This window comes from Gilliamella sp. X-57 (genome assembly GCF_057063565.1).
Genome location: NZ_JBXSQI010000001.1, coordinates 1 through 12396, shown reverse-complemented (window position 1 = coordinate 12396; position 12396 = coordinate 1). Strand labels below are relative to the sequence as shown.

Here is a 12396-nt window from a genome sequence, read left to right as displayed (position 1 = left end):
TTCCTTGGTTTTTTATTTCTTTGCTGTTGGGTTTAAGTAGATTGGTAAAGTGTTTATAAATGTTTAGGAATAAATATGACATTACTTTCAGTTGTTTTGCCCATGTATAATTCAGAAAAGTATGCTTATTCTTGTATAAATAGTATACTTTCTCAATCTTTTATTGATTACGAATTAATTATAATTGATGATGGTAGTTTTGATTCTACAAGAGCTATTTGTGAGCAGTTTAGGTTTGACTCAAGAATAAAGTATTTTTATCAAAAGAATGGGGGATCGCATAAAGCTAGAAATTTGGGTATCGATAAAGCAAGTGGTAAATTACTTACATTTATTGATTCTGATGATATTATACCCAATAATTATTTTGAAGAGCTAATTAAAATGTATAAAGATGGAGTGGATTGCGTATTTTGTGATATTTATCATCAAAACCATGAAGGATTAGTTAAAAGCTTTTTTTTTGAGCAAGAAACTTTATCATTAAATAAAACGAAAGAGATCATTTATATGTTAAGCATTGATTCTTTTCCTGCTCCTTATGCTAAATTGTATAATTTAAGTAAAATTAGAAAGCTTAGCCTTAAATTCCTTGAGTCTGATAATTATTTTGGATTTGCTGAGGATTTTTATTTTAATTCATTATATTTAATTAATTCTCAAAAGTTAGTTTATACAAAAAAAACGTATTATATCTATAATAAACTTAATCAAAATTCTCAATGCAATAATCCTGATCCAGAAGTGCAAACAAGAAATAATATCGATAGAGCTAAAGTAATTTATTCAATATTACAATATATGTTTAATAAGAAACTTAATGTTTCTAAGTATAATGCTATTTTTTTTATGATTAGAAAGCATTTACAATGGGGTGGAAATGTTACTAAAGAAACATTGTTAAACTTATTAACACATTCAAATTTACCAAAATATTACATGAAAAGAATATACGGTTTCTCTTTAAGTATTTTCTTGTTTAGTTATTTTAAAAAATGATGAGGTCTTTTTATTTACCATGATTCCTAAAATAATTCATTACTGTTGGTTTGGCGATAATCCTAAACCAAAAAAAGTTTTAGATAATATAGCTAATTGGAAAAAGAAACTTCCTGGTTATAAATTTGTAGAATGGAATGATAATCACCTTCATTTAGCAAACAACAATCGGTATGTTAAAGAAGCCTACCAAACAAGGAAATTTGCCTTTGTATCTGACTATTTTAGAATATATGCCTTATGGACTGAAGGTGGTATATATTTAGACACAGATATTACTTTATCTCAGAGCTTTGATTCTTTTGATTATTTTTTAGGATTGGAGTTCTTTTCTTGTTATGAGAATTGGAGAGGAATAATTCACCCTATTTCAACTGCAACATTAGGGGCATCTAAGTGTAATGATTTTATTAAAGAAATTTTAGATACGTATGAGCATGATAGTTTTATTAAAAATGGTGAAGTAGATCTTACAACTAATGTTGAGCGAATTACGACTATTTTAAAAAATAAAAATTTAGTTGCTGAACCATTTGATAAATTTAATACTTTAAAAATTTCTCCTAAAGAAATTATTTTTCCATCACATTATTTTTGTGAAGAAATAGAAGGATACTTAAACTATTGTGTTCACCAGTTCTATGTTTCTTGGAAAGATGATACTGATAATGTAACTATTCCAATCAAGGTTAAAAAACCATTTAAAGTCAAATTTCGGATTAACAAAAAAATACAATTTGTTAGATTGAATAAAGAAATAATACCAAATAAAATATTAATTTCGTTTTCATTTAAGAAAAAGAAATATGCATTTATTATTGTTTAAATAGGATACTCAATGTTGCAACCTAAATTGACTGTTATAGTGCCTGTTTATAATACAGAAAAATTTTTGAAAAAATGTTTGGATAGTCTAATTAACCAAACTTTAAAGGATATTGAAATTATCTGTATTAATGATGGTTCTAAAGACAATTCACATCTTATTCTAAAAGAATATGCAAATAAAGACTCCCGAATCAAAATTCTTAATAAAACCAATGGTGGGTTATCATCAGCAAGAAATATGGGAATTGATCATGCTAATGGTCATTTTGTTACTTTTTTAGATTCTGATGATTATGTTGAAAATAACGCATATGAGTTAGCCTTATCGCGATTTGTTAGTGATGAAGTAGATTTTGTGCATTTTTCAACAAATCTGATAATGGAAGATAATGATTGTGAACGTTATAATCAAGATTATTTTCAACATAAATTTAGTGGTTTAGTTAAATTAACAAGTTACGTTATCCAATTTTTAGATGTTTGTGCATGGAATAAAATATACAAACTTTCGATTATCCAAGATTATCATATAAGATTTCCAGAAGGTAAACTATATGAAGATAATCCTTTTTTTTGGTCATATGCATTAATGTGTAATTCTGCATACTTTATGCCTGAAAAACTTCATAACTACCTAAGTAGAAAAAATTCAATTATGAATTTAACTTTAAAACTTTCTAAATCTAAAATTAATGAATTAAATCATGAGTTAGATAGATTATTGTGTTTCGAAGAACTTTTAACTTTCATTTTTAAATGGAATTTATTTTATAAAGTGGTTTTTATATTAGAAAAGTTTTTTGAACGAATTTTTTGGGATGAAATAAATCATTCATCACATAAAAACATTGAGAGTGTGTTAAAAAAATCGACAAATATAGTCAACAAATTTTCTTTAATCTCTTTATTTCCTAGAAATCGTTTTTTCAGAGCGCTATCGAAAAAAAAATATTATAAAATTAAATATCTTGAGTATATCACAAGAAAGCAACGTTTATTTGGTTTATATCATTCGTCAAGTAGCACTACTTTATGTTTATTAGGATTAAAAATTAAAAGGAAAAAATCTAAAAACAAACTGGAAAAGATTTCAAAAGAAACAAATGATAAGTTTAATAATTTATATAATGAATTGTCAAAGTTACAACAAATACTTGTTCCAAGTATTTTAAAACAAAAAAAAGGAAATTTTTTATCTAATAAAAATAATTTAATTTTCTTTAATCAAATGAATTTAAATCAATTTAAGTATTATTTTGAAAATTTATCTGTTGTAGCTAATTTAACAGATGATATTGATAAATCTAATGCAGTATTTTCATTTGAAAATCAAGATATTTTGGAAATGGTAAAAATTGCTGTAGAGGAAAATAAATTATTTTATTATATATACACTGGTTTTATAAGTAACATCTTACCTCCTTATGGTTCAGCAATGCCTACCTTTTGTTCTGCTATTTCATTTGTTTTAGACAGCCGAGGTTATTTTAATGATGGTAATGTGGCAACAGATCTAGAAGAACTTTTAAATACAGAATTTGTTAATGAAAAGCAGTTACTGAGATCTAGAAATATTATTAACAAAATCGTTAAAGAAAAAATATCCAAATATAATAATTTTAAAAGCCTCTCTAATATTTATAAAGAAAAGCATAAAAAAAACATACTTGTTGTTCAATCTGAACATGAAATTTATAAAAAATTTTGTAAAGTGAATTACTCCTTTGAAGATATGCTTAATGAAGTTATTTGTAATAATCCAAATGCGAATATAGTGATTAAATTTTCTATTAATTGCTGTGAGAAGCAGTTAAAACGCTACAAAAGTATATTAGCTAATTTAGAGTCGGATTTAACTATAAAATATTTTGAACATCATGACACTCATCCATTTGATTTAGTAAATCAAATGGATGAAGTTCATGTACATAATGATATGATAGGTTTAGATGCATTAATGTGTGGTAAGCTCGTATATGTTTATGGAATTCCTTTTTATGCAGGATGGGGATTAACAATTGATAAAATTTCACTACCTCGGAGAAAAAGAAAACTTTCTATAGAAGAATTATTTTATATTTCATATATTCTTTACTGTAATTATGTTAATCCTGAAACTCAAACTATTTGTGAAATTGAAGAAGGAATTGATTACCTTCTTAAGATAAAGAACATCTATCATTGATATCTTTTTTATATTTAATAACTTTTAAAAAATTACTTTTTTATATGATTTGAAAATTAGCAAAATGTAGTTAATTATATGATGGATTTTAACTGCATTTGGCTTATTATCGGTCCTAATCTTTAGTTAGGAATCATCAATAGTTTTTTGTATCATTTTATATTGTTAATTTATTAGCTATTTGCATATTAGTGTTGATATCATTTTTATCGCTAAAACTAATTTGCCCATTTTATGGGATGCTGATAAAATATTTAATTTATAATGATTTCTAATAAAATAAAAAATGAGTAGTTTACCAATCCTTTCGGTTGTTATTCCAGTATATAACACACAAATGTATATAGAAAAATGTTTAGACAGTCTTGTTAACCAAACAATAGATAATATTGAGATTATTTGTGTTAATGATGGCTCCACAGATAATTCATTTGCAATTTTGCAAAAATATCAAAATGCGGATAAACGAATTAAAATTATTAATCAAAATAATGGCGGTTTATCTTGTGCTAGAAATGTGGGGATTGAACATGCCAAAGGAAAATACATTACTTTTGTTGATTCAGACGATTTTGTTGAATCAAATGCTTACGAAAACTCACTATTATATTTTAATAATAATAAAGTAGATCTTGTTTATTTCTCTACTCGGCTTGTTATAGAAAATCATGTTAATCGATTTCAGGATGAGCAATATTTTGAACATAAATGTATAGGCTTAGTTAATTTATCTCATGATGTAATTGCACAAATGGATGTTTGTGTATGGAATAAAATTTACAAACTTTCAATAATAAAAAAATACCAAATTAGATTTCCTGATGGACTTTGGTATGAAGATAACCCATTTTTTTTGTCTTATGCCTTGGTGTGTAATTCCGCCTTTTTTGTAAATGATAAATTTTATAATTATCTTATAAGAGATGGATCGATCATGAGCCAATATAATAAGAAAGGTAAAACTTATAATAAAACATCACACGAATTAGATTCATTATTGGGCTTTGAATATTTGCTCAATTTTGTGTTTAAATGGAAGTTGCAAGAGAGATTTAAACCCTTATTAAGAGATTTATTTAAGCAAAATATTTATGAGTCTTTGCGTCGCCTTCCTCTGAATAAACGGATACTAGCTTTAAATAAAGCAACTGAAATTGTTAATTTATTTAATCTTAATTTTTATTTTCCTCATGATCGTTATTTAATATTATTGTCCGATAAGTGCTACCATAAAATAGGAAAAATAAATGAGTTATTTTTAACAAAGAAACAACGCTTGTTAGGTATTTGGGATGCAAATAAATATTATATTATTTGTTTTTTAGGTATTAAAATAAAAATAAAAAAAGAATTGATACAAGTCTGTTATAAATTATGGTTTTGATTTTATTACTTACTGATCTTATTTTGACTTACAATAAAATTAACGAGTAAGGTGCTATTTATAGTATAATACTTAGTAATTCTATTCTTAAATACTTTATTATGTCTCAAAAATTAAATTCAATTACTACATTAAAGAAATTATGGCCATTTATTTGTCCACTAAAAAAGGCATTAATTGTTGCTGTGGTTGGGCTTTTAATCAATGCGGCTACAGATGCAACTTTAATCTCGCTTACCAAACCGTTACTTGATCATGGTTTGATGGAAAAAAATTATTCCCTTTTAATTGCGATTGCTATTGCAATCATTGGTTTGATTTTATTAAGAGGGTTATCTAATTACATATCAACTTATTGTCTTTCATGGCTATCAGGAAAGGTAGTAACTAAATTTAGGATAATGATATTTAATCATTTAATCAAAAGTCCTATAAGTTTTCATGATAGGCAATCTGTTGGTGATCTTGTTTCTGTAATTACTTTCAATACTCAAATGCTATCAAAAGCTTCTTCTGATGCATTGATTATACTTATTCGAGAGATAACATATGCAATTGGATTGTGCATAGTTATGTTATATGGAAGCTGGAAATTAGCTTCAGTCCTGATTGTTTTAGTTCCTCTAATCATTTTTATTGCTCAATTTATTGCAAAAAAGTTCCGACAAACAATTGCGTCAATGCAACAAGGGATGGGACAAATTACCACAGCTAGTGATGAAATGTTAAAAGGACATAAGGAAATTTTGATCTTTAACGCTAGGGAGTATGAAAAACGCAATTTTAATTACATCACAGATTGTGTTAGGCGTGGAATGCTAAAAATGGAAATTATTTCTAGATTATCTACACCTATCATCCAATTAGTTGCTACTTTAGGATTAGGTTTTATACTTTATTTAGTTGCTAGCCAAAATTTAGATATTACTCCGGGATCTTTTACTGTCGTTTTTTCTGCAATGGTTGCGGTTATGCGCCCGTTACGAGAACTAACAAGCTTACATGTAGAACTACAAAAAGGTGCAATTGCGTGCGAATCATTATTCGATATTTTAAGCTCCCCACTAGAAGATGATCAAGGTTCTATTGTTGCAGATAGAGTTAAAGGGGATATTGAGTTTAAGAATGTGACTTATACTTATCCTACTAGGCATACACCAGCACTCAATAATATTTCTTTGAAAATACAAGCAGGGCAAACAATCGCACTAGTTGGTCGCTCTGGTGCAGGCAAATCAACAATTGCGAGTTTGCTTCCTCGTTTTTATGATATTTCACATGGTGAAATATTGTTAGATTCTGTAAATATTAAAGAATATACATTAAGCTCATTACGTAAGCAAATAGGTTATGTTTCTCAAAATGTCCATTTATTTAATGGAACAATTGCTGAAAATATTGCTTATGGTGAAAAAAATCTGCATAGTAGAGATGATATAATTAAAGCTGCAAAACTAGCTAATGCAATTGAATTTATTGATAAGTTGGAAAAAGGTATTGATACTCAGGTCGGTGATAATGGCATCTTGTTATCTGGTGGTCAACGACAGCGTATTGCAATCGCCCGTGTATTATTGCGTGATAATCCGGTTTTAATTTTTGATGAAGCTACTTCAGCATTAGATAATGAGTCTGAACGACTTGTTCAAGATGCCATAGAAATACTACAAAAAAATCGGACGTCAATTATAATTGCTCATCGCCTATCTACTATTGAAAAAGCAGATCGAATTTTAGTTATTGATGATGGAAAAGTTGTTGAAGATGGAAGCCATCAATCATTAATCAATTTAGGTGGAATTTATGCTCAAATGCATAAGATGCAATTGTGTTCTTGAAATAATTAAAATAGATAATGAATAATATGACTAAAAAAAGTAATCCAAATCATATAAATGATATAGATAAAGACTCATCTACATGGAAGACCTTCTTAAAACTATGGCCATTAATTGCAGAACATAAGTTTATTTTATTTTTGTCTGTTATTCTATTAATTGCTAGTGCTTTTGCGGATACCTCATTGATTGGGTTACTTCGACCATTGCTTGATCGCGGTTTTTCTATGAATGATCAAGATTTTTTACTAATGGCACCTTTTTACATTTTTGGGTTAGTTTTACTTCGAGGGATTGCAAATTATGGATATTCTATTTTCCTTTCATTGATTTCAGGAAAAATTGTAATGAAAATTCGACAGAGGCTATTTAGTCATTTTGTTGATGCCCCTGTTAGTTTTTATGACCAAAACTCCACAGGTCGATTATTATCTCGCATTACTTATGATACCGATCAAGTTGCATCTTCTTCATCTGATGCTTTAATAACGATTGTACGTGAATCTGCTTTTATTTGTGGATTATTTTATACCATGTTTAGTAATAGTTGGCAGCTATCTTTATCTTTGATTATTATTACGCCAATTGTGATTAGTTTAATCGCCTTTATTTCTGTAAAGTTTAGAAAATTAGCAAAGAACATGCAAAATTCTATGGGCAGTGTCACTATGTCTGTTGAGCAAATGTTAAAAGGGCATAGAGAAATTATTATATTTGGTGCTCAAGAAGAAGAATCAAAAAACTTTGATAAAGTGAGTAATAAATTTCGCCGTGATGGTATGCGATTGGTTTCAATATCTGCATTATCTACCCCAATAATTCAGGTCGTTATCTCTTTTGCAATTGCATTTGTATTATTAACAGCAAGCAATCCTGATTTAGATATTACTCCAGGTCAATTTACAGTTGTTTTTTCTTCATTAGTTGCGTTAATGCAACCGATAAAAAGTTTAACTAGTGTGAATGCTGGATTTCAAAAAGGTATGGCTGCTTGTCAAACATTGTTTGCTATATTAGAGCAGCCAATAGAAAACGATAAAGGTTCTTTAAATATTAAAAAAGTAAAAGGGGATATTGCTTTTGAAAACGTATCATTTGGATATGAAACTAGGCATGAGCTAGCTTTACAAAATATTAGTTTTTCTGTTTCTGCTGGTAAAACCGTTGCTTTAGTGGGGTATTCTGGCTCTGGTAAAACAACGATAGCCAGTTTACTAACTCGTTTTTATGACGTTTCACAAGGTAAAATTTTAATTGATGGTATAAATATACAAGATTTTACCTTGTACTGTTTAAGAAACCAGATTGGATTAGTGTCTCAAAATGTCCATTTATTTAATGATACAATTGCGAATAATATTGCATATGGTAAGATCGGTGAATTTTCCCAGTATCAAATTGAAGATGCTGCCAAAAAAGCTAACGCTTATGATTTTATACAACAGTTTGATAAAGGCTTCAACACATTAGTTGGCGAAAATGGTGTATTGTTATCGGGAGGACAACGTCAACGTATTGCAATAGCTCGAGCTTTATTAAGGGATAACCCGATCCTTATTTTAGATGAAGCTACATCTGCTCTAGATACTGAATCAGAACGAGCAATACAAAAAGCTTTAGATGAATTACAAAAGGGGAGAACGTCTATTGTCATTGCCCATAGATTGTCGACTATTGAGAATGCAGATGAGATACTAGTTATGAATGAAGGTAGAATTATTGAAAAAGGTACTCATTCCGAATTATTAAACATGAACGGCATGTATACAAAGTTATATAAAGGTAATTTTAACGACTAATTAATTTTTTCACATTTAGATTTAATAATTAATTACTAAAATTTATCTAATGAAGAATATTGTCTGTAATTGTTTTTAATATCTAATTTTGGATATTGTTTGGTAATTACGCATTTTAATAGTGCCTTTTTCGTTGAAAGAGAACAGTCATGTTGTTTTACGAATTTTAAAATATAAAAAGTATTTCTTATAATATTGGGTTTATTGTTTGTATAAATGCGAATTAGTATTTTCAATAAACCTAATTCCTTAATTATATTATCTTTTTCTTGCTTTCGTTTAATTATATTCGATCTTAAGATGGTCTCTAAATAAGTTACATTCATAACCAAAGTATAATTGAGTTTTGCTTTATTTGATAATGGTAACTCATTAATTTGTTGTATACACTTTTTTAAAACATTTTTTAATGTTTCTGTATATATATTGTCAATATATAGATTTGATAACGAAGATGATCGGACTCGGTGGAAATGTGCATTCTTATTATTAAAATAATAAGATGCTTTTGCGTTAGTCATAATAGCAAGTGATACCAGATGATCTTCATGATTAGTTCCACTAAACTTTTCTGTGAATAGCTGCCGTTTAAATATATATCTCCATACTACACCAGAGTAATTGACTTTTTCTAATAAATAATTTAGTAATTCTGTCCCCGATTTAAAAATTGTTGGTTCTATATCCATAATTTTATTTGCTGCATCTATGGGTACGTTAATCTTAAAAGTTGTATAGTCAAAGTAAAATATATCTAAGTTAGGTTCGGCTTTTAATGATGATTCAAATTGATACAATAGATTTGTATTTAGAATATCATCTGAATCGATAAATAAGATATACTCACTAGTTGCTAATTCTACTCCTTTGTTTCGAGCTACACTTACCCCCTGATTAGTTTGTTGAATAATTTTTATATAGTCGAATTTTGATGAATATTTTTGGATAATTAGCAGTGTGTCATCAGTTGAACCATCATCTATGCAAATAATTTCTTCGGGTAAACAGCTTTGATGAATTAATGAGTCTAGACAATTAGCAATGTAATTTTCTACATTATAACAAGGTATAATTATCGAAATAGGAGCATTATTATTTATCATATAATATTTTTATTAAGAATTATTTTTTTAAGAATAACTTATATTTTAAGTAAACCCCATAATAGTAAATAGCTTTGTAATAAGCTCTATTTTTCATTAAGTATTTAGCATAATTTCTTATTGACGAACTATCTGCACTTAAAGGTAAATTATCACTTTTCCATGGTGATAATTGAAAATAATGCTCAAAGATTTCAGATTGATAGACTTTAAACCAAGGCTTATTTTGTGAAATATAATGCAAAATTACTGTATAAGGCCTAATACTTTTTTCTTGATGAGCATCAATTGAAAGTTTAATTTTTGTATTGAACTTTATAGGAAGTAAGAGTGTTTTCTTTTCTAGCAAAATATTTAAAACGTCTTGATCTGCGAATTTATATATGTTTCCATCATTAATTAGCTCAAGTGCTTTTTCTGAAATATTTTCTTCACACCATTTTTTTGTATTTATTAGCAGTACGCCGGCATTAAAATATCTAGTTGAATCGATACGATACATTTCGCTAATTGTTTGTTGCATATCTTTTGTGTCACAGACTACTCCGGCAATATAATTTTCAATATTATATTCGGCTATTTGAGCTAATGATTGTAAACATATTATATCACTATCAAGATAGATTAATTTATCAGTTATTGTTTCTAATAATTTTGGCATGATAAAACGAATACACGTTGATATTGTAGCAATATGTAAGACTAAAGTTTTAGGATTAATTATGAAATTACTATTCAAATAATAGAGTGTAATTGAAACGTTATTGCTACTTAATTCTTTGAATTTATCAAGATTAATTTCGGAGACCTGATCAATAAATAAATGGAAATTTAGATTATAATTTGGCGTGTTTTTTATTACCGATAACATCGCAACTCCCGCTGGGATTGCATAATTATCATCAAATCCTAAAGCAATATTAAGTATTGAGTATTTAGGATCATAATTATTAAAAAGGGGTTTTATTTGATCAATAAATTTATTAACGTTAAACATGTAGACAATTTAGATATTAAAAATATATGGTTAATTATATATTTAATTCTTGTTAAAATATAGATTAAAAAATTGAGTAAGATTAAATAAATTTACACATGGCTATATTTTATTTAGAATAAAGGAAAGTCCTTTAACTAAAAGTAATAAATGTTTAACTTAAATAAATATATCAGTGAAATTCAGGTTTTTAAAGAATTAGAAAAAGAAAATTTAGATATGATGCACATAGCATTAGCATTCGACGATAATTATGCAATGCCAGCAGGCGTCACTATTTCTTCAGTTATCTGCAATAATCCTGATATACATTTATGCTTTCATCTGTTTATAGATCAAATATCCCCTGCTAATTTGGAAAAATTCAAACATTTGGTAAGTACAACAACTACAATAAAAATATATTATCTCAACAGTAATTTTCGAATTAATTCAAAGACATTAGTTTTAGGCTATTTATCTGCAATGTCGTGTGTTAGATTTATCATTCCTGATGTATTGAAAGATGAAACAGAAAAATTCTTGTATATTGATAGTGATATTTTATGTTTAAAACGAATCGACACATTATACAATACAGAATTAAAGGATAATATCGCTGGTGTCATACCTGATGATAATGTAATGAAAAATATTATAAAAGATTTATACTTAATTGACTCAGAAAAATATTTTAATGCAGGTGTTTTACTTATAAATACTAAACAATGGGCGATAAACAATTTGACCGAACAGTGCATGAATATGATAAATGATGGAAATGTTTATCGTTTTGCTGATCAAGATGTTTTAAATATTTTATTAGAAAATAAAACTCTACTTTTACCAATTAAATATAATACTAAGATTCAAATTTCAATTTCCTGTAAAGAAGAACAGTCAATTGCACCATATACTGTATTATTGCATTACGTTTCAGGATATAAACCATGGTACCAAACATTTAATTCTGAATTATTTAAAATATACTTTAAGTTATCCCCTTGGAAAACTACTAAACGCCCTCTAGCCTTAAAAAAATCTTGGTTACGTCATTATGCTAAATTCAGCTTAAAAGAAGGAAGAATTGCCATAGCATTAAAGTTCTATTATCTTTATTTGTTTAGGGGCTGTTGATCTTTTCTGTACATAAATTGCTCAACAATACATTGGCAGCCACATTAACATAAATGCCAGTGATACCATACTGGCATAATTCCTTTCTAACTTATCATATCTAGTTGATATTGAAAGATATTGCTTGATTCTAGCAAAGGCATTCTC

Annotated in this window: 9 protein-coding genes and 1 pseudogene; 7 read left to right on the top strand and 3 right to left on the bottom strand. The window is 27.6% G+C overall.

The window, feature by feature from the left end:
- The first annotated feature begins 75 nt into the window (after positions 1-75).
- From ACYIAL_RS00050 to msbA (ACYIAL_RS00025), 6 genes are all read left to right on the top strand, one after another.
- Positions 76-999, top strand: coding sequence for a glycosyltransferase family 2 protein (locus ACYIAL_RS00050; protein ID WP_174796056.1), 924 nt, complete (start codon positions 76-78; stop codon positions 997-999).
- A 19-nt stretch (positions 1000-1018) separates the two neighbouring features.
- Positions 1019-1825, top strand: coding sequence for a glycosyltransferase family 32 protein (locus ACYIAL_RS00045; protein ID WP_174796057.1), 807 nt, complete (start codon positions 1019-1021; stop codon positions 1823-1825).
- 12 nt (positions 1826-1837) lie between these two features.
- Positions 1838-4012 (top strand): glycosyltransferase, encoded by a 2175-nt coding sequence (locus ACYIAL_RS00040; protein WP_174796058.1) that lies wholly within the window; start codon positions 1838-1840, stop codon positions 4010-4012.
- Positions 4013-4298: 286 nt separating this feature from the next.
- A complete protein-coding gene (locus ACYIAL_RS00035) occupies positions 4299-5396 on the top strand; it encodes a glycosyltransferase (RefSeq protein ID WP_174796059.1) in 1098 nt (365 codons plus the stop codon).
- 101 nt (positions 5397-5497) lie between these two features.
- On the top strand, positions 5498-7234 hold the full coding sequence (gene msbA / locus ACYIAL_RS00030) for a lipid A export permease/ATP-binding protein MsbA (protein WP_174796060.1): 1737 nt from the start codon (positions 5498-5500) through the stop codon (positions 7232-7234).
- 26 nt (positions 7235-7260) lie between these two features.
- On the top strand, positions 7261-9033 hold the full coding sequence (gene msbA / locus ACYIAL_RS00025; RefSeq protein WP_483750611.1) for a lipid A ABC transporter ATP-binding protein/permease MsbA: 1773 nt from the start codon (positions 7261-7263) through the stop codon (positions 9031-9033).
- A gap of 35 nt (positions 9034-9068) precedes the next feature.
- On the opposite strand, the gene ACYIAL_RS00020 is transcribed toward msbA (ACYIAL_RS00025), so the two are convergent.
- Positions 9069-10136: a glycosyltransferase family 2 protein gene (locus ACYIAL_RS00020; protein ID WP_174796062.1), complete on the bottom strand. Its 1068-nt coding sequence runs from the start codon at positions 10134-10136 to the stop codon at positions 9069-9071.
- Positions 10137-10155: 19 nt separating this feature from the next.
- Entirely contained in the window at positions 10156-11133 is a 978-nt protein-coding gene (locus ACYIAL_RS00015) for a glycosyltransferase family 8 protein (RefSeq protein ID WP_174796063.1), read from the bottom strand.
- Between the two features lie 150 nt (positions 11134-11283).
- Between ACYIAL_RS00015 and ACYIAL_RS00010 the strand changes: the two genes are divergently transcribed.
- The gene (locus tag ACYIAL_RS00010) at positions 11284-12249 is read left to right on the top strand and encodes a glycosyltransferase family 8 protein (RefSeq protein WP_174796064.1); all 966 of its coding nucleotides are present in this window, start codon (positions 11284-11286) and stop codon (positions 12247-12249) included.
- Between the two features lie 21 nt (positions 12250-12270).
- On the opposite strand, the pseudogene ACYIAL_RS00005 reads toward ACYIAL_RS00010, so the two are convergent.
- Positions 12271-12396: pseudogene (locus ACYIAL_RS00005) on the bottom strand (IS5/IS1182 family transposase); the annotation flags it as partial.

Excerpts from the sequence above, each read along its gene's own strand:
- ACYIAL_RS00050 (WP_174796056.1), top strand. The coding sequence starts at position 76 with ATGACATTACTTTCAGTTGTTTTGCCCATGTATAATTCAGAAAAGTAT.
- ACYIAL_RS00020 (WP_174796062.1), bottom strand. The coding sequence starts at position 10,136 with ATGATAAATAATAATGCTCCTATTTCGATAATTATACCTTGTTATAAT.
- ACYIAL_RS00040 (WP_174796058.1), top strand. The coding sequence starts at position 1,838 with ATGTTGCAACCTAAATTGACTGTTATAGTGCCTGTTTATAATACAGAA.
- ACYIAL_RS00010 (WP_174796064.1), top strand. The coding sequence starts at position 11,284 with ATGTTTAACTTAAATAAATATATCAGTGAAATTCAGGTTTTTAAAGAA.
- msbA (WP_174796060.1), top strand. The coding sequence starts at position 5,498 with ATGTCTCAAAAATTAAATTCAATTACTACATTAAAGAAATTATGGCCA.
- msbA (WP_483750611.1), top strand. The coding sequence starts at position 7,261 with ATGACTAAAAAAAGTAATCCAAATCATATAAATGATATAGATAAAGAC.
- ACYIAL_RS00045 (WP_174796057.1), top strand. The coding sequence starts at position 1,019 with ATGATTCCTAAAATAATTCATTACTGTTGGTTTGGCGATAATCCTAAA.
- ACYIAL_RS00035 (WP_174796059.1), top strand. The coding sequence starts at position 4,299 with ATGAGTAGTTTACCAATCCTTTCGGTTGTTATTCCAGTATATAACACA.
- ACYIAL_RS00015 (WP_174796063.1), bottom strand. The coding sequence starts at position 11,133 with ATGTTTAACGTTAATAAATTTATTGATCAAATAAAACCCCTTTTTAAT.